Annotated in this window: 17 protein-coding genes; 10 read left to right on the forward strand and 7 right to left on the reverse strand. The window is 34.2% G+C overall.

Annotated features, from left to right (window positions below):
- Positions 1–90: 90 nt before the first annotated feature.
- Entirely contained in the window at positions 91–2850 is a 2760-nt protein-coding gene (ppc, locus tag ACTYA4_RS00465; protein ID WP_443479570.1) for a phosphoenolpyruvate carboxylase, read from the forward strand.
- A 72-nt stretch (positions 2851–2922) separates the two neighbouring features.
- Here the strand turns inward: ppc and ACTYA4_RS00470 are convergent, their stop codons facing one another.
- Positions 2923–3237, reverse strand: a complete 315-nt coding sequence (locus ACTYA4_RS00470; RefSeq protein WP_443479571.1) for a thioredoxin family protein — start codon at positions 3235–3237, stop codon at positions 2923–2925.
- Positions 3238–3498: 261 nt separating this feature from the next.
- On the opposite strand from ACTYA4_RS00470, the gene ACTYA4_RS00475 reads away from it, so the two are divergent.
- Positions 3499–3927 carry a hypothetical protein gene (locus tag ACTYA4_RS00475; RefSeq protein WP_443479572.1) on the forward strand — a complete coding sequence of 143 codons (429 nt, stop codon included), beginning with the start codon at positions 3499–3501 and terminating at the stop codon, positions 3925–3927.
- Between the two features lie 273 nt (positions 3928–4200).
- Here the strand turns inward: ACTYA4_RS00475 and ACTYA4_RS00480 are convergent, their stop codons facing one another.
- Together ACTYA4_RS00480 and ACTYA4_RS00485 are read right to left on the reverse strand one after the other, a co-directional pair.
- Complete coding sequence (locus ACTYA4_RS00480; RefSeq protein WP_443479573.1) at positions 4201–4989, reverse strand: HAD family hydrolase; 789 nt, start codon at positions 4987–4989, stop codon at positions 4201–4203.
- Positions 4990–5137: 148 nt separating this feature from the next.
- Positions 5138–6049: a MerR family transcriptional regulator gene (locus ACTYA4_RS00485; protein WP_443479574.1), complete on the reverse strand. Its 912-nt coding sequence runs from the start codon at positions 6047–6049 to the stop codon at positions 5138–5140.
- A gap of 256 nt (positions 6050–6305) precedes the next feature.
- Between ACTYA4_RS00485 and ACTYA4_RS00490 the strand changes: the two genes are divergently transcribed.
- The 3 genes from ACTYA4_RS00490 (at position 6306) to ACTYA4_RS00500 (ending at position 9348) form a co-directional block, all read left to right on the forward strand.
- On the forward strand, positions 6306–7448 hold the full coding sequence (locus ACTYA4_RS00490) for a metallophosphoesterase (RefSeq protein WP_443479575.1): 1143 nt from the start codon (positions 6306–6308) through the stop codon (positions 7446–7448).
- A gap of 146 nt (positions 7449–7594) precedes the next feature.
- Complete coding sequence (locus tag ACTYA4_RS00495) at positions 7595–8602, forward strand: LLM class flavin-dependent oxidoreductase (RefSeq protein WP_443479576.1); 1008 nt, start codon at positions 7595–7597, stop codon at positions 8600–8602.
- A gap of 341 nt (positions 8603–8943) precedes the next feature.
- Positions 8944–9348 (forward strand): hypothetical protein, encoded by a 405-nt coding sequence (locus ACTYA4_RS00500; RefSeq protein ID WP_443479577.1) that lies wholly within the window; start codon positions 8944–8946, stop codon positions 9346–9348.
- 218 nt (positions 9349–9566) lie between these two features.
- Here the strand turns inward: ACTYA4_RS00500 and ACTYA4_RS00505 are convergent, their stop codons facing one another.
- Together ACTYA4_RS00505 and ACTYA4_RS00510 are read right to left on the reverse strand one after the other, a co-directional pair.
- Positions 9567–10541: a cation diffusion facilitator family transporter gene (locus ACTYA4_RS00505; RefSeq protein ID WP_443479578.1), complete on the reverse strand. Its 975-nt coding sequence runs from the start codon at positions 10539–10541 to the stop codon at positions 9567–9569.
- A gap of 249 nt (positions 10542–10790) precedes the next feature.
- Entirely contained in the window at positions 10791–10964 is a 174-nt protein-coding gene (locus ACTYA4_RS00510; protein WP_443479579.1) for a hypothetical protein, read from the reverse strand.
- Positions 10965–11645: 681 nt separating this feature from the next.
- Between ACTYA4_RS00510 and ACTYA4_RS00515 the strand changes: the two genes are divergently transcribed.
- The 3 genes from ACTYA4_RS00515 to ACTYA4_RS00525 all read left to right on the forward strand — a co-directional run bounded on the left by ACTYA4_RS00515 (position 11646) and on the right by ACTYA4_RS00525 (position 13278).
- Positions 11646–11969, forward strand: a complete 324-nt coding sequence (locus ACTYA4_RS00515) for a DUF3889 domain-containing protein (RefSeq protein ID WP_443479580.1) — start codon at positions 11646–11648, stop codon at positions 11967–11969.
- Between the two features lie 240 nt (positions 11970–12209).
- On the forward strand, positions 12210–12935 hold the full coding sequence (locus tag ACTYA4_RS00520) for an MOSC domain-containing protein (protein ID WP_443479581.1): 726 nt from the start codon (positions 12210–12212) through the stop codon (positions 12933–12935).
- Between the two features lie 205 nt (positions 12936–13140).
- A complete protein-coding gene (locus ACTYA4_RS00525) occupies positions 13141–13278 on the forward strand; it encodes a hypothetical protein (RefSeq protein WP_443479582.1) in 138 nt (45 codons plus the stop codon).
- A gap of 247 nt (positions 13279–13525) precedes the next feature.
- Here the strand turns inward: ACTYA4_RS00525 and ACTYA4_RS00530 are convergent, their stop codons facing one another.
- Positions 13526–13948 carry a VanZ family protein gene (locus tag ACTYA4_RS00530; protein WP_443479583.1) on the reverse strand — a complete coding sequence of 141 codons (423 nt, stop codon included), beginning with the start codon at positions 13946–13948 and terminating at the stop codon, positions 13526–13528.
- A 263-nt stretch (positions 13949–14211) separates the two neighbouring features.
- On the opposite strand from ACTYA4_RS00530, the gene ACTYA4_RS00535 reads away from it, so the two are divergent.
- Positions 14212–14643, forward strand: coding sequence for a MarR family winged helix-turn-helix transcriptional regulator (locus tag ACTYA4_RS00535; protein ID WP_443479584.1), 432 nt, complete (start codon positions 14212–14214; stop codon positions 14641–14643).
- Entirely contained in the window at positions 14643–15851 is a 1209-nt protein-coding gene (locus tag ACTYA4_RS00540) for an MFS transporter (protein WP_443479585.1), read from the forward strand. The genes ACTYA4_RS00535 and ACTYA4_RS00540 overlap by 1 nt, the downstream gene beginning before the upstream one ends.
- 58 nt (positions 15852–15909) lie before the next feature.
- Here the strand turns inward: ACTYA4_RS00540 and ACTYA4_RS00545 are convergent, their stop codons facing one another.
- Positions 15910–18912: a S8 family peptidase gene (locus ACTYA4_RS00545; protein ID WP_443479586.1), complete on the reverse strand. Its 3003-nt coding sequence runs from the start codon at positions 18910–18912 to the stop codon at positions 15910–15912.
- Positions 18913–19101: the final 189 nt, after the last annotated feature.

Raw genomic sequence — 19101 nt, forward strand, 5'->3', positions numbered from 1 at the left:
GTTAATGAATTTTTCTAAAAATAATGATAGGATTAATTTATAGAGTTTATAATGTTTGAAATAATATTTAGATTAAGGGATGGTAATCTAATGACAACAAGATTAAAAGTAAATGAAAGCAGTCTTCCTCTAAGAAAAGATGTAAAACAATTAGGTTATATATTAGGAGAAATTCTTGTTCACCATGGTGGCCAGGAGCTTTTAGAGAAAGTAGAAACAATTCGTAAAATAGCAAAAGAGCTTCGCCAAAACTATAATGAATCTACATATAATGAATTAAAAGCAGAGATGGAAAAGCTAGAAAGGCCGATGCGTCGCCAAGTAATTCGAGCTTTCTCCAAATATTTTCATTTAGTGAATGTGGCCGAACAAAATCATCGTATTAGACGCAGAAGGGACTATCAGCTGTTAGACGAAAAAGGCATTCAGCCAGATTCTATTCAAAGTGCGATCCAGACGTTTAAAAGTAAAAATTTATCTGAGTCTGAAATTCAAAAAGTTCTGAATACACTTTCATTAGAATTAATTATTACAGCTCACCCAACTGAATCTACTAAACGATCGATTTTAGAGATTCAAAAACGAATTGCTGATTTATTAAAACAATCGGATAACCCTCTATTAACAAAAAAAGAACGTAAAAAAATAGAGGAAGACTTATTTAATGAAATTACGATTATGTGGCAAACGGATGAATTGCGATTTCAAAAGCCATCTGTTATGGATGAAGTGCGAAATGGATTGTATTATTTTGATCAAACGTTATTTGACGTTTTGCCAGAGATTCATCAAGAAGTACAGGATGCGCTTCACCAAAACTATCCAAACTTTAATTGGAATGTTCCAAATTTTTTATCATTTGGTTCGTGGATTGGTGGAGACAGAGATGGAAATCCGAATGTAACACCAGAAGTAACGTGGGAAACGTTGCATAAACAAAATCAGTTAGTCATAACTAAGTATACGGATGCGGTTGTAGAGCTTATGAAACGTTTTAGTCATTCCACAAACCGCGTGGAAGTTAGTCCAACATTAATGCAAACGATTAATGAGGAAGAACAATTGTACTTATCAGATGAGAAAAAGTGGCCAGTCGATAAAGAAGTGTACCGCAGAAAATTTGCTGTTATGATTGAAAGATTAAAGCAAGTTGGAATCTCTGATAAAGGCTATCAAAACGCTGATGAATTATTGCAGGATTTAATCATCATAAAAGAAAGCATCAAAAATCATCAACCGAAAAATCATGAACAAAAATTGCTGCAAAAACTAATTCGTCAAGTTCAACTGTTTGGATTTCACTTAGCTACTTTAGATATTCGCAATCATAGCGGAGAACATGAAGCTGCTATATCCGAAATTTTAAGAAAAGTTCGTATTACAGACGATTACAGCAGTTTAAGTGAAGCCGAAAAAGTGAAGGTGCTGGAGGAAGTATTAAAAAATCCAAGACCAATTTTGCTTTTGAACGAAGATTATTCGAAAGAAACACAAGAAATGATCAAAGTCTTTACGATGATTCGAGATGCGCATAAAAAGTTTGGCAAACGTGCTATTTCCGTATATTTAATTAGTATGACACAAGCACCAAGTGATATTTTAGAAGTGTTAGTATTAGCAAAAGAAGCAGGAATATACCGTTTGCATGCGGACGGTTCTGTGGAAAGCCACTTAAATGTTGCACCATTGCTTGAAACAATCGACGACTTGATTGCAGGACCAGAGATAATGGAAACATTGTTCAATCTGCCTGTTTATAAAGAGCATCTGAAACAACATAATAATCAACAGGAAATCATGTTAGGATATTCAGATGGAAGCAAGGATGGCGGCACACTTACTGCAAACTGGAAACTGTATAAGGCGCAGCGTGAAATCCATGAGATGGCAAGCGGCTATAATATTGGGTTGAAATTTTTCCATGGACGCGGCGGTTCACTCGGTCGAGGCGGCGGCCCGCTAAATAAGAGCATATTATCCCAGCCACCGGAAACATTAGGAGATGGAGTGAAAATTACAGAGCAAGGGGAAGTATTATCTTCAAGATATCTATTAGAAGATATTGCTTTTAGAAGTCTTGAACAAGCAACTTCTACGTTGTTAACAGCTTTTGCTCATATTTCTCAAGATGATGACAAACTGGATGAGAAAGCAAAATGGGAATCAACGATGGAAGAAATTTCATCTTTTGCATTAGAAAAATACCAATCGTTAGTTTTCTGCGATCCTGACTTTTTAACTTATTTTAAAGAAGCAACACCTTTAAATGAAATAGGAAATTTAAAAATTGGTTCTAGACCAATGGCTAGAAAAAATAAAACAAGCTTTGAAGATCTTCGTGCTATTCCCTGGGTGTTTGCTTGGACTCAAAGTAGACAGTTATTACCTGGATGGTATGCAGCAGGAACGGGTCTTTATGAATATACACAGATGGGTGACAATCATTTAGCAACCCTTCAAGAAATGTATAAAAAATGGCCGTTTTTCCGTTCAACGATTGATAACTTGCAAATGGCATTAATGAAAGCAGATTTAACGACTGCAAGAGAATATTCTTCTTTAGTAGAAAATGAAGAAATCGGCAAAAGAATTTATGAGAACATTAAAGAAGAATATAATAAAACAAAATCAATCTTGCTGCAAATTACAGAAGAAGAGCAATTATTGGATCATACACCTTCCATTCAAGAATCGGTTTACAGACGTAATCCGTATGTGGATCCATTAAACTTCTTCCAAGTAGAATTAATTAAGCAGCTACGTGAACAAGAAACTCCAGATCCAGAATTAATGAACCAAGTTTTATTAACGATTAATGGAATAGCAGCTGGGTTACGCAATACAGGCTGATCCATTAAAAATGAAAAAGAAGAGAAAAGGAAAATAAACCTTTCTCTTCTTTCTACTTTATAAGAATAGGTATTAATATGCTTCTAAAAATTCTTCTACCTGTTCTGGTGTTTTTGCATTTGCACTATGCAAATGACCGGTTTTATCGCCGTTTTTGAAAATTAATAAACTTGGAATACCCATTACATCAAATTTTTCTGCAATGCTTGGTAGTTCGTCTTTATTTAAACTGTACCATTTTTTATCGCTATTTGCTGCGATAATATCATCAATAAAAAGGTCCATTCTTGTACAGTCAGGGCACCATGTAGTAAAAAATTTAATAATATTGGTTTCTCCATTTTGAATAATTTGTTCAAATTCTTCTACTGTTTGTATTTCTTTCATCATACACCTCGATAAGCATTTATTTACTGTTAGTATTGTGATAAAAACACTAACACTATAATTATAAACAAAAGATGAAAATTTTTCTCGTTTTCTGCTTAATTGTCGACTTTGGTCTTGATATTATCTTTCTTTATATACTATGATATTAAAATGCTGTAAAAAACTGCTTTACGCTATACTTTCTAAAGTATTCGTTATATTAGCCATCATTTGGTCATATAATTAGAGGTAGGGCTGCTAGTAACAAGGAGGATATAGATGAGCGCAACAAAAATAACGATTTTACCAGTTGAAAACATGTACATAAAATTAGTATTATCCATTCAGGATATGGATAAAGATAAACTAGAAGATTTAGGAGATTCTTTTTTACTGAAGATGAATAAAAAAAGTAAAAGTGGAAACGAACTGAATTTTTCAATTTTCTTTAATAAGAAATTAATAAACAAACCTGTCAGAACATCTAATCCGACTATTTCCATCACAAAAAATAAGCACCTTGTATCATTAGAGGTAACTATTATGCTTGAGTTAAACGAAGTAAGTAAAGAAGAATCGTTTTATTGGATTAAAAAAGAGTATGCAACTACTCCACCGTTTGAAATTTCTTATAAAATGAATCCAAGCTATTATGATAAAAAGATAGGTCAGCATCTTGTGGAAGTTAGTACGGATAAGACTAATTAATTATGTAGGCTGTTTTCTCAAAGTTTGTTGTATTTTACGTAAAAAAATGGGAGAAGAAGTACTCAGCAGACTGAATACACGTAGACTCCTGTGGGAATGCGAGAAAGACGAGACCCCACAGGAGCGTATGCGACGAGGAGGCTCGACGCTCGCTAAACGGACGAAGTGTATTCAGTCTGCGATTTTAAAAGCAACATTCTATACGAAAACAGCCCATTATGTAAAAGAGCAAAGGCTCCATCAATCGATATGATGGAGCCTTTTAAGCAAGAATTATTTAATCAGCCCAAGTGATTTTAATCCATTATAAATACCAGAATCTGTTACAGATGTCGTTTTATGTTTAGCATAGGAAAATAGTCGTTCATCTGCATTGCCCATCGCAAAGCCTTCTCCAACGATACTTAACATTTCTTTATCATTTAATCCATCACCGAAAGCAATTGCTTCTTCTTTTTTAAATTGTAGTGTATTTAAAATCTTCGAAACGGCTTTCCCTTTATTCACTTTATCACTAATCACATCATAAGCATGTCTAAATCCTTCAATATTTACTTGTGATAAATGTATGTTTTCAAACTGTTCATACCGGTGTATATCTTCCTCTTTTGCATGAATGATCGTTATTCCTAAAATATTGTCTATTTCCTCTTCCGTATAAGTTTTATTTTTATGTAAATGAAATTTTCTTGCAAATTCTTTTGTTATAGGACTGTTAGGATGTGTTAATAAATTATGTGTACTAGTATATAAAAATAATTCATTGTTGTTTTGTTGTGCGATTTGTACATACGATTTGACTAGTTCCGGACTTATTGGTTCTTTTAATACATCTGTTCCTTTATAAATGGCATATGCACCATTATAGCCAATAAAGGATTCAATACTAAGTGTTTCAGCAATTTCAGCAATTTCATGCAGTGGTCTTCCTGTTGCCAAAAACACTTCTATCCCTTGTGCTTTCATTAATTGAACCGCTTTTTTTGTGCTGTCTTCCATTGTGTCATCTGGACGTAAAATGGTTCCATCTATATCAAGAAACAATATTTTATATGTACTCATTATTTCCTCCAATCTCTTCATTCTAATGCTTAAAATTACCGATACAACTATTTATTTTACCATATATTTATTGGCGTAAGAAAGCTAGAGCATAAGGATAACGATCCAATAAGTCAGAGGTATGTTAACCATGCTCTAGCAATTATTTTTACCAAAAATGCCACCATTGTTTTTTCTTCTCATTTTCTGCTGCTGTATTTCGGAAACTTTGCACTAGATTTTGAAAGGTCTGTTCTCGTTCTCTAATTTCTTTATGAAGCTGCTCTCGTTCTAGTTGCAATGTTTCCAATATATAATGATCATTTTGATGCAGTTGTTCAACCGATTTATTTATTACTTCATTTGATTTTGATAATTGTTCGATCATCGATTTTATTTCTTTGGAAGAAGAATGAGAGGATGTCCATTGTTTAGAGTATGTTTTCCGTTCCGCTTTTGAATTGGCAGTTAACTTGCAAATGTTTCCCCGTAGTTCTTCAAAGTTTGACTGGCTTTTGTTTACACTTGTATGTATGGTGCTCGCTAAACTTTCCATATTTTCCTTGATTTTTTCATTTGATTCTTCTATCGCTGCAGATAGACTGCTCGCCACTTCAGACCGGCTTATTCTTATTTCCTGCTTAATATTTTCTAACACATCTTTCTGAATGCAGTTTTGAATTTCTTCTTTTATTTCCTCTAAAAAATCTTCTTTATATTTTTCTAAAGAAGAAAAAAATACGTTGCGATTATGTTCGGCAATGGCAGAGCCTTCATCAATAGCATTTTTATTTGGTGACTGTTGATGAAGTACTTCTTCATTAGATGGTAAACATGGTTGTTCTTGCTTTGGATGAAGAAGCATAGTTAATCTTTCTTTTACTTCTGATTTTGGTCTATTATTTGCATACAAATTTTTGGCTTCGACTAATAGTGATAATTCTTTATCTGTATAATACCTAGACCCATTATTACGACGGGGAATCAATAGTACATCTTCTAATTCCTTTTCCCATTTCTTTATCGTATTTCGAGAGGTTGTCAGTTTTTTTGATACTTCAAAAAGAGAATAGGATTTCATTAATATCGCTCCTTGTTATTTGTTTTAGTGATTCAAGCACTGATAAGAATGTTGGTGTATATATATTTTTATATCTTCCGCTCCTTTTCCTGCGACAAGACAAAAGCTATCAAAACTTCTAATAAGTAGACATTTTTCATCAAAATAGTAAATGGAAAGAATATCTCGGTGTTGTTTTGAAGAAAAAGGTGAACAATATTAGGTATTAGAAGGATTTTTTCACTTAAAGTTTTTTGTAATAGAGGTGATTGTTGCTATGTGGAAAAAATATATGTGCGTAATGATTATTATTATTTTACTCGTTCCAATAAATAATGGTTACGGGAAGGAGTTGAATCAGTCGTTTCAAGCATCGTTGCGAATTCTTGAAACGACTGATATTCATGCTCATATTCTCGAATATGATTATGAAAAAAAAAGAAGAACGATTGAATATGGATTAGACAGAACAGCTAGTCTTATTCAGCAAGCGAGAAAAGATCAAGACAATACGTTGTTATTTGATGTTGGCGATGTAATAAAAGGAAATGCATTAGCAGATTATGTGGCATCAAGTCATGTACTGTACTATACCGATATTCATCCTGCTTATAAAAGTATGAACCTTTTAAAGTATGATGCAGCAACCGTTGGAAATCATGAATTTAATTATGGACTTGATTTTTTACTAAAAAGCATTAAAGGTGCAGATTTTCCTTTTGTAAATGCTAATATTTATGTGGATGATCAAAATGATTATGAGCAAGATGATATTCATTTTTTTTCACCTTATATCATCATCGATAAAGAAGTAACGACGAAGGATGGGCAAAAAAGGAAATTAAAAGTAGGAGTGCTTGGATTAATTACGCCAATAACTGCTGAATGGGATAAAGAGCATTTAAAACATAAAGTGAAAATAAAAAATATGCAAGAAACAGCAAAAGAAATAGTCCCAAAGATGAAGAAAGAAGGAGCAGATATTATTATTGCCCTTGTTCATGCAGGTTTGCAGTCCGATAACGGTTTAAAAGAAAAAAAAGGGAATAATGTAAAAGATGTTAGCAAAGTAGACGGAATCGATGTTATTTTATACGGACATTCCCATAGTTTATTCCCAAAAAAAGGAGAAAAAAGCTATTTATATGTGCAACATGATACTGGAAAAATAAATGGCAAGCCAGCAGTTCAAGCAGGTTTTTGGGGAAATCATTTAGGGATTATTGACTTAACATTAGAGCAAAAAGATGGAAAATGGCGTATAATTGAATCGAAATCTTTAGCAAAACCAATTATTCGTATTATTAAAGGTAAAAAAGTACCGATTGTATCTCCTTATCAGCCAATCGAGTATTTGATGAAAACATATCATCAAGAAACGCTTGACTTTTTGGAAAAAAATAATCAAAAACATAAGTAAATATGGCTGAAACTATGAGGACTCAATTCTTAAAGCTAAGAGACCCATTAAATAAACCAATGATATATAGTTCAATATATTTGAAAAAGATGGATACTCAGTTATATAGTAAAGAGAAGGTTAAACTCATAGGGGGAGAAGCAGAAATGGGAAACGCTTTTCGAGACATAAAATTTTCTGTCCTTGATTTGTCGCCAATTACAGAAGACAGTACGGCAGCAATTGCCTTTAAAAATAGTTTGGATTTAGCTCAGCATGCTGAGAAATGGGGATACAACCGTTATTGGCTAGCTGAACATCATAATATGCCTGGAATAGCCAGCAGTGCGACAAGCGTATTAATCGGCTATATTGCAGGGGGGACAAAAGCGATTCGCGTAGGTTCTGGTGGTATTATGCTTCCAAACCATGCTCCGTTAGTTATCGCAGAACAATTTGGTACGTTAGAATCAATGTATCCAGGCCGAATTGATTTGGGGTTGGGAAGGGCTCCGGGAAGTGACCAAATGACAGCATATGCACTTAGAAAAAGTGGAAAAAGGGATGGAAGCGATTTTCCAGACCAGTTAGAGGAACTAAAAAAATATTTTCAGCCAAATGAACTGTCTATGCTGCCAGTTCGTGCAATTCCTGGAGAAGGATTACATATACCACTTTGGCTGTTAGGTTCTAGTATTTTTAGTGCAAAATTAGCTGGAGAATCTGGATTGCCATTTGCTTTTGCTAGTCATTTTTCTCCAGATTTTACCTTGTCTGCACTGGAAATGTACCGGAATTCCTTCCGTCCATCAACGGAGTTGCAAGAGCCTTACGTGATGGTAGGAGCTAATGTGATTGTTGCGGAATCGGAAGCAAAAGCCCAATTTTTAGCAACATCTTCTCAACAGCAATTATTAAGTTTAATACGAGGAAAGCCAACACGCTTAAAGGAACCTGTTCACAATATGGATAATATTTGGAATTTTAACGAAAAAGCAGTTATTGAACAGAAGTTAAAAAATTCTATGGTTGGAACGCAAAAAACAGTTGAAAAAAAATTACAGCAATTTCTAGATGAAACGAAGGCAGACGAAATAATTGTTAATAGCCAAATTTTTAGTCATTCTGAGCGGTTAAACTCTTATCGACTGTTAAGTGAACTGGTCATTAACTAGTGATTTTTGTATTTTTTCCTATATTAACGTTAGGAAGGTATTTATTTTTTTAAATAAGAAAGCATAAAATTTCGAACCTAGTTTAGTATCTAGCTCCGACGTACAGGATGTACAAGTGCCGGCGTTGCCACAGGCTCGCAGGATGCGAGTCAATCGACGTTGCCAAAGGACGTGGCGTACTTAGTCGATTTTCCTCTGTGCGCATTTAGCCGGCCGGCGCCTAGCCCCTGTGAAAGATAACCTCTTGCCTCTAAAAGTAAAAAAACTTTTTGAGGCAAGAGAACACTTTTCTTCGGGGCTGAGCAATGAGCCTGCGTTTTTCTTATGAGGAGGTTGACGATTTGCTTAATAATGAAAAAGAAGTGCAAACGATATTAAAAAACATGGTACAGCATGCATACGAACAAATTAAAGAAGATGAAATATTATTATGTATGGAGTGCTGTGATGTGGATTTATTTGTTGCTAAAGATTCACATCCGGAATTAGAGGAAGCAATAAAAAAGAATTTCGAATTGGATGAATATGGTGACATTGTAGATCAACAAAGCTATACTGAATTAATGCGTAAACTAGACGATTTGTATGTGGATTTACATATAGAGTCAGGTAATTTTGATTATTTTCCGGCAGGTATTTATCAAGTTAATGGACAAGACAAGGAATCAGAAACGGATATATTAGCACCAAAAGGCGTGTTTTATGCGCCTTTTGAAGAAGCTGTAAAAAAAGAAAATGGCAAATAAGAAAAGCGGAAGCGACTTGTTCAGCCCTGAAGAAAAATGTTCATTTGACTCGGGAAAGTGCTTTTTATTTTTAGAGGCATGGGGTTATTTTTCCCAAGGGCTAGGCGCTGCAACTAGACACTCGTCTAACTTCAAAAATTTTATGCTTACTTTTAAAAAAGGGGAGAAGTGTTCTTTCCTTTTTATTGCCATTTCTGTTAAATATACAAACGTCTACTTTAAGTTTCTTTATTTTCAGTACCTACTGTCCACTTTAGTATGCCATCGTCTTTATCAAATTCTATAATAACATCTGAAACGCCTTTTTCTTCTAAGATTTGATCTTCAACACGGTGGCGGATCTTATCTGCTTGTTCTACTGTTAATTTACTGTCAATTTCAATGCTTAATTCTACATGGAAATTTTCTCCTTCTTTATAGACGGTTAAGTCTTGGATATCACGGACATCAGGATCTCTCATCGCGATGATGCCAATTTTCCCTTCCATTTCTGCATCACTTTCTCCAATTGCACCAGCTGCATTGTCTAAAAATACTCTGCCAACAACAATAAACATCATGATACCAATAATAATAGATGCGATTCCTTCCGCTTGATCAAACGGCGAAAATTCTGCAATAATAACAGCAATGATGGCAAGCAAGCCACCACCTGTTGCCACAACATCTTCTAAAAAGACTAACTTAGTTGCAGGTTTTGCTCTTTTTAAATAAAGAAAGCTGTGGGTAAACAGCTTCCAACCTCTAGTTGACAGTCCTTGTTCATGAACTATTTCTTTCATTGCCTTAAATAGCACGATCAATTCAAGACATACAGCTATCGTTAATACGATTAAATTTAACACGAATCCACTCGATTCTGTCGGATTGAATAGATGCTGAAAACCTTCCGTGATTGTTTCATAGGACATAATGCCGACGATCAGAACAGCACCTAAAAGAACTAAATTAACGAGTCTGCCGAAGCCGCCTGGAAACCTTTTAGTTGGTTGTTTTTTACTAAGTGCAGATCCAATAAAAACAAATAGCTGATTTGCAGCATCTCCCAAGGAATGCATGGTCTCAGCAAACATGGCTACATTCCCCGTCATCATATAAGCAGCTCCTTTAATGATGGCAATCAATGTATTGATTATTGCTGCTAACAGAGCAGATTTATTTCCATTGCGTAAAAGTAAAAAAAATTCCTTCATACATAAACCTCGTTCCTACATGATTCTTTATATTTTAGCAATAAAAAAATAATAATATCAATATAGAAAATATAAATTTTGTAAAAAAGAAATCCCATAGAGAAAATAATTTCTATGGGTTTGTTATTCATTTTAAGTTTTACTGTACTTCGAAGTAACAATCAGAGTTACAGTTTATGTATAATTTTATGTTTTAAAGTCTCGGAAGCAAGAAGTTGACAAATAAGACAAACTAATTTAGTACGATTACTATGCTAAATCACTTTTTGCAATGGCACTATTCCAATCAGGAAAATAATGAAGAGCATGTCTCATTAAATCAGGATGCGATTGCTTCACCTTTTTCTTCGTTAAATTTTCTCCACGTGATTGTAGTTGTTGAATAGCAATCATAACTTCTTCTGCAGTCATATTTACTTCCATTCTAATACCTCCTTCCTTATCTGTTTTCATTTTTTCCTGAAATAAAAAGTAATATACAAATACTTTTGAATTTTTTCTTAGTGTGATTATTCTAACGCTCTTTTCGTATAGATAGTTGTTATTTACCCCGCAGCCTGAATACACTTCGCTTTCCGCGGACGAGTGCCGAGCCTCCTCGTCGCTATGCTCCTGTGGGGTCTCGTCTTTCTCGCTTTTCTAAGCAGGAGTCTACGTGTATTCAGGCTGCTCCGTACTTCAGTCATGTTTATTATTTTATTCAAAACAACAAACTCTTAGAAAACAGCCTTTAATGAAATGTACTTTCATTGTAAGTCTGCAAATAAACGTTTAAAGCTTACAAATACCGAGGAAATGACCTAAATATTTCTCGGGAAAGCGCAGATTTAGACAGATTTTTCTCGGGAAAGTCGGAAATTGTCTTAATGGATGGAAAATAGTCGAATGAATAGGAAAAGTATAGTCTATGTTTAGTACGCAAGCAAAAAATTTTACGCATCCAAATTGATATGTAAACTTAAAAAAGCAGAATTAAAATAGGAAATATTTTAGGAGTGGTAATCTATAGGCTGACGTAAATCTGTATTCAGTGTGGATTAAATCTCTACATATTTTTATAGTAGATGTTTACACTAAAAACATAAAAGAAGGGAGTTTTATTGAATGAAAAAATCAAAGATTTTAAGTGTACTGCTTGTTAGCATTTTCGTTTTATCCGGCGTATTACCTGCATCTGCAAATAATGGTTTGCCTTCTTATGTGAAATGGGGGAAACTTGCGATGACAAAAACGAAAGAAAAATATCCTAATAGTGAAATAATTGACTATTTGCATATCGGCAAAGAACAAAAAAATAATACGTCAATTGAAAAATTTAAACTAATCGTAAAAAAAGAAAATAAGGAAATAGGTGTATTGGTCGATTTAACTTTTGATACAAGAACGGAACGGTTATTGTCAGTCAATATGACGGAAATTAAACCATAAAAGGATAGGTAAGAAAGTAAATAGAAGGTTAAAGGTATGAGAACATTTATAATAGGTTTAAATAAGACCGTCTTGTCTTCTTCACCCCGTTAATAAACTTCCACATTATAGTTATGAGCAGCAAAGTTGTTGGAAGTAGGAAAAGACGGTCTTTTTTATGGAAAAATTTATCCTTTCATAATAATATAATATTAAGAAAGGAATACTTTTCCTTTTTAGGTTATGTATGAGGTGATTGTTATGAAAATAGGAGAAATAACAAAGTTAGTCCGACATCCAGTTAAATCTTTTACAGGAGAAAGTATTTCTTCTGCAAATATAATGAGTTATGGAGTATACGGAGATAGAAGTCATGGGTTTATCGATAAGAATAACGACAATAAATATTTAACGATTACACAATATCCGAAAATGGTTACATATAATGCGAGATTTATTGGTGAGGATAATATGAACGAGTATCCACCGGTTGAGGTTACAAACGAAAAAGGTGAAAAATTTCAATGGGGAGATATACAGTTATTACAAGAGCTTGAAAAGAATACAGAAAAGGAACTTCAGACAAAACAGCATACGCCAGATTATGTGCCTTTTCCTGCGATTGAAGTAGACCATGTCCTGTTGATTACAGAGAATTCTCTTCGTTCATTAGAAGAAATATGGGGAGAAACGATTGATGAAAGAAGGTTTAGAGGCAATATTGTATTTACCATTCCGAATGATTCCCCTTATACAGAAGAAAAGCTTATTGGGCAAAAGTTGAAATTAGGAGATGAAGTTATTTTACAAGTAAACGGATTTTGCGAAAGATGTATGATTATCACCGTTGATCCCAAAACAGGTGAAAAACAGCCTTCCTTGTTAAAAAAAGTAGTAAAAGAACGGAATAATCATTTCGGCATTTATGCATCTATTATTAAGACGGGAAAAATTAACGTGGGAGATTCAATCGAAATCCAGCTATAAAAATTTTGGGCAACTAATTAACGATTTGGACGAAGTTTCAAAAAGTTTTTGAAAGTAAAGATGGGGTTTATCAGCAAGTATTGCTCCAAAGAATTTTTTTATTATTTTTTTAAAGTTTGTTCTGCATTTATGAAAATGGTGAATGTACTTAAATATGAATCTATAATTAATCTAAATCGTAACAATTAAATAGGGGGGAAGATCAGTGAGAATAGAGAGAAAGCAAACGGAAAAAAGCAAAATAGAGACGAATGATAGTTGGAACAGAACATTTTATGGTAGCCCAACAATTGGAGGATTTATCGTTTTTGGGGCGATTATTTTGTTCATCATATTTCACTAAACTGAATATGCAAAATTTCAGGCTGAATGAAAACGTTTGTCTATCGAGGAACGACCCTTTTTGTGGAGCGGCGGGCAACAGGATGTTGGTCAGAACGTTGTTGTCATAGGACATGACATACTTAGTCGTTCTTCCTCTCTTACCTGGTAATGAGCACCGCAAAAAAAAACGGGGAGTGACGAAGAGAGCGAACATTTTTGAGCAGCCTGAAAACCTCACCTGGTCCTTTTTAAGTAAGGTATACACCTTATCGTTTAGTAAAAAACACATAAACTGCATAAATACAATAACCCACTCCTCCCCCAATGGCATTTAAAATCGTATCGTTAATATCACAAACCCCGATATAAAATAGCAGCTGCAGCAACTCTATAAAACAAGATAATAAAAACGAGAGAATGATGGTCCGAACGAAGGATGCATTAAACAAAAGAGGAATAAAAAACCCCAATGGCATAAATGCGAGAATATTGCCAAATAAGTTATTCGTTAACATCGTTATTTGGAATGCATCAATCATACGCCATTCGTCCATTATTCCTTTAAATGGAATGAAATTATAAGTAAGTTGCCCATGTACAGACTGCCGGTAAGCAGAAAAAAATAATAAATACACTAATAGCAAAAGATACGTCAAAAATAATATCCATAAAATTGATTTTTTTAGCATTTATGATAACATCCAATCCAAAATTATTTCATCCAGTCTAAGCTAAAAGCCACTTGTCTTATCGTAGTTTATTTTTCTAAAAAAGGAAATAGAAAAGTGGAAATTATAAACATGTAATTATGGTCAATAGGTAAATATTTCTTGCAGCATATAATTTTTTTGTGATATAGTTACTTAGGTAACCAACGAAAGAAGACTTAGATATTTTTTTATTTTAATAGTTACCTAGATAACTAATTTGTTGTTTGAAAGGGAGTATATAAATGGAGGATTTGCATCGGTTGTTTCATAGTGTCCATCAGTTAGCTCGGGAACTTACAAAAGAGTTGAATGAGGCGCTGCAGCCATTTGAATTATATAGTTCGCAATGGTCTGTTCTTTATCTGTTAAAAAAGAAAGGTCCACTTACTCAAAAGGAATTGTCGGATTATTTGGCTGTAGAAGCGCCACCAATGACACGAACGATACAAAAGCTCGTCGCAGGAGGATATGTATTACAAGTAAAAGGGGAGGATAAACGAACAAAATATATTATCCTAACAGAAAAAGCGCTATTATTATATCCAAAGTGGGAAGAAGCTGTATTACAAAAAAATCAGCAATTGCTTGATAATTTTCCGCACCCTTCACCAGAGCTATTAACAAAGACAATAATCGAATGGACGAATCGGTTAAAAACTAGGGGGAAAATCTGATGAGAAAGGAAGCATTATGGACAAAAGGATTTATTAATATTTGCGTAAGCAATTTTTTTTTATTTTTAACTTTTTATTATTTGTTGGTATCAATGCCAGTCTATGCAATTGAAAAATTGCATGGACAGCAAAGTAATGCAGGATTAATCGTTACCGTTTTTTTAATTTCTGCTATTGCGGTTCGCCCTGTAGCTGGAAATGTTCTGCAAAAGTTTGGAAAGAAAAGTATATTAATTTTATCCCTGATCATATATTTTGTGGTGTCTTTATTTTACTTTTTTCCACATTCTATCAAAGGATTACTAATCGTTCGTGCCATCCATGGGATTGGCTTTGGAATGGCTACAACAGCGGCGGGAACGATCGTGGCGGATTTAATTCCAAATTCTAGAAGGGGAGAAGGGATGGGATACTTTTCAATGTCGATGAATATAGCAATGGTTATTGGTCCTTTTTTCGGATTGATGGCTGTACATTCTTGGAATATAAACAGCATGTTTTTATTGGCTAGTTTTTGTGCATTCCTATCTTTTATAATCGGATTTTTTATTCACGTACCGCATATAGAAAATAAATCAACCTCATACGTGAACAAAAAAGTATCCTTTCATTTGTCAAATATTTTAGAACCCGCAGCTGTTAAGATAAGCATCGTTGCAGGATTATTTGGGATGGTGTATTCGACGATTTTATCGTTTATTTCCGTTTTTGCAAAAGAAGAGGGGCTATCCTCTGTTTCAGGATATTTTTTCGTCATGTATGCCGTGATTATGCTGCTTGCCCGTCCGTTTGCAGGAAAATGGTTTGATCAATATGGTGCCAATATGATTATTTATCCATGCATTATTATTTTTTCGATAGGAATGTTTGTATTAAGCAATATGCATACGGCTACAGTATTTTTTATTGCAGCAGGATTAATTGGCCTTGGGTACGGAAGCTTATTTCCTAGTTTTCAAACGATTGCGGTTCAATCAGCGGAACCAGAACGAAGGGGACTGGCAACTGCTACTTTTTTATCGTTATTTGATACTGGTATTGGAATAGGCTCTTTTTTAGCTGGAGTCATTGGGGAAATAGTTGGATTTCGACATCTTTATTTATACAGCAGTATTTATATTCTTATCTGTTTGGCGGTGTACTATTTATTGCTGCGAAAAAAGGAGAAGTCATTATTTAGTAAGGGCTTAAAAAGTCCCTCCAATTAATTTTTAATTAAATAAAAACAGGGTGACTACCTGTTGTCACCCTGTTTTGCTTGAATAGTTATTTTGCTTTTTTCACAGTCTTGTTGTTTTTTTTGCTCGTATTTCCAGCTTTATCTGTTGCTGTAATCGAAAGTTTTGTACCGGCTTTTTGTTTTTTAATTTTTAAAGTAAAAGCACCTTTATTGTTACTAGTCCCACTTGCAACGACAGCTTTTCCATTTTTAATTGTTATTGTTGCGTTAGCTTCTGCTTTTCCAGTTATTTTTACTGATTGGTCATTAATAGAACCAGTGATGGAAGGAGCAGAAGGAGCCGTTTTATCCAGTACGGTTATATAAGTAGCTTTACTAGTATTTTTGGCATTATCTGTTGACGTAACAGCTAATTTTAAACCGGCGGTCTGTTTTTTAATAGAAATAGAATAGTTACCATCTATATTTGCTGTTCCTTTTCCAAGCGTTTTCCCATTAACTTGAACAGTGATAGTAGCAAATTCTTCAGTCTTACCCGTTACTTTTGTATCTTTATCAGATACCGTATTTACTAATGGAGCATTTGGGGCTATTTTATCTTTTTTAACTGTTAATCGAATATTAGCATTAGCTTCTGCACCATTTATCGTATTTTTAAAAGCAACGTTAATAATACTGTCTGTTTTTTGTGAAGGAATTTCTATTCTAAAGTTACCATTAGTGTCTGCTATACTTTTGTACACATTTTTTCCAATCGCAACAGAAACCTCTGTGCCACTAAGTGCAGTACCTTTAATTAGTTTAGAACTGTTATAGACAGCATTTATTTTTGCATGTAAATATATTGCACTTACTGCATGGTAGGCATCCAAACGTCCCCATCCAGAAACAAGGTCATATCCTGGTTCTAGCTTGACTGGTGGGATTTGTGGATCATTTGGAATCTCTTGGCCCATATCAACTGGAATATCTGAAATATCCGTTTGAGCAGGGAGAGTATTGTCTGTTTCAGTAAAGGCAATATTTTTTGCTGTTTCTGTTAACAGTTTTTCTACATCAGCAGGAGTAAGCCTTGGATCAATGGACAATAATAATCCAGCAACTGCAGATACATGGGGAGCTGCCATGGAAGTGCCGCTCATATAGGTTACATTGCCGTTTGGAACTAAGCTTGGAATATTGGTTCCTGGTGCTACTAAATCAAGTCCTTCTCCATAATTAGAATAATCGGAGACCAAATCCATATCATTGGATGCACCGACAGAAATCGCATATTTAGAAGAAGCTGGATAAGAAAGCATTCCTGAACCATCATTACCGCTTGCGGCAATAACAGTGACATTTTTGCTTCTTGCATATTGAAGCATATATTCCAATGTTCTGCTATATTGTCCGCCAAGGCTTAAGTTAATCACCTTTGCTCCTTTGTCGACAGCATATTTAATCCCTTTTGCAATTTGTTCCAAATCTCCAGCACCTGTTGCATCTAGTACTTTAACTGGAAGAATTTTTGCAGAACCATTAATTCCTGCAATAGAATAGTTGTTATCCATTGCAGCTGCAATTATCCCGCTTACGTGTGTACCATGTCCATTATCATCTGATGCATCCTGGTTGTTGGCAATGTAGTTCTTTCCAATGTCTGACCGAACATTTTCCTTTAAATCAGCGAGGCTGCCGTCAACACCTGTGTCCAAAACAGCGATTAAAGTTTCAGCTGGTTTATTTGCCTGAATTAATGGATTCAATGATTTAAATTGAATATCCACACCAAAAGTTCCTTCTGATTGGCCGGTATTGTTTAATGACCATTGGTAGTTATTGGAAACGTCCTTGGTTATTTGCAATGCTTTATATTGCTTTATAGGTTCGATAAATTCTACCTCTCTAGAATGTTGTAAGGATGTAATAACACTGCTTTTCTGTTTGGTTGAAAATGGATTAACGTCCTTTTTTAAATCCACTACATAGAGATTGTCAGCAATTTGATCTTCCGAACCTAAATCATCAAACGATTGAATATTTAATGATTTTGCTTGTCTTTTAAAACTTGCTAATGATATAGAAGGCTTCAGTTTTACAATATATTTATCATCATTAGATTTATTTGTAATTGCAGAAGTGGACGCACCTAATTTGGTGAAAACCGAAGAAACGGTTTTGTCTTCTAAACTAGCTATATTGACTTTAGCTTCTATTTTTTCAATTTGATCTTTGAGAACTGCTGGAACTGCATCAAGTGTATACTTATATAAATTATTAATGGCCACTACATCTGCATTTGTAAACGTATAAGTACTACTTGTTCCATTATTGATAAGTTCCTTATAAATAGGCTTCAGCTGTCGTAAATCATTTAAAATATTTTCACGCAGCGTTTTGTCCCATACCATTTTTGCACCTAAAAAAGGAGCTGCTTTGTAATAAAGAGAAGATAGTTCTTTGCCATTTTCCGTTTGAGACAGTAAGGTGTCGCGAATGGTGCGTAAATCATTTAAAATGCTTTGGCCATCTTTTTTATCAGTTGTACTTAGCTCTACAGGACATTCTTCCGTTGTTTCGGTTGATGGAGCTAATACAACACCTGCTGTTTCTAGCGTATAAGAAGTGTTAATTGCTTCTTTTCCATTTTCATCCGTATGTATTGCTTGATTCGCACTTGGTTCTTCAGTTACTTCTTCATTAGGGTAGTATTCTACTTTAATATAATAAGTATCGTTCCATGCTAGTGGAAAGTTGATTACTGCAGGAGTTTTATCATAGCTGTAGCGGTTATATTGATCAAATGTTGATCCAGATTCGGCATTTTCCAAGCTAGAATATACCGATATATTCATTTCCAAATGTGACCTTAATGTCAATTGTAAATGGGTAAAATTCTCAAAATCTGTGTTGGTAGGTGTTATCTTATACCAATGTGTATTTTCCCCATCAGCAAATCGTTCATTTATCGATTGCCCATTCATTAGTTCTGCTTTTGTTTGAATCGTATTACTTGCTGCAGACGCTTTCATCATTGTCATGTTACTAACTATGAATGCAATAGTTAATAATACAACAGCAAATGCTCTCATTCTTTTGCTTTTCATATTTTGCCTCCTAATTTTAGTAGAATATAAATCTATTAAAACATAATTTTTCAATAAGTGTTAATATTTACATAGTTTGTATGGGAAATTATTCCTTTTGTCCTTGTTTATTAAACTAACAATAGGTAGGAGGAACTATCCTTCGATTTTCCAGTGTTTAAATAATAAACATAAATTAGCAAAATAATC

It is taken from the genome of Niallia yueguangensis (assembly GCF_052663115.1).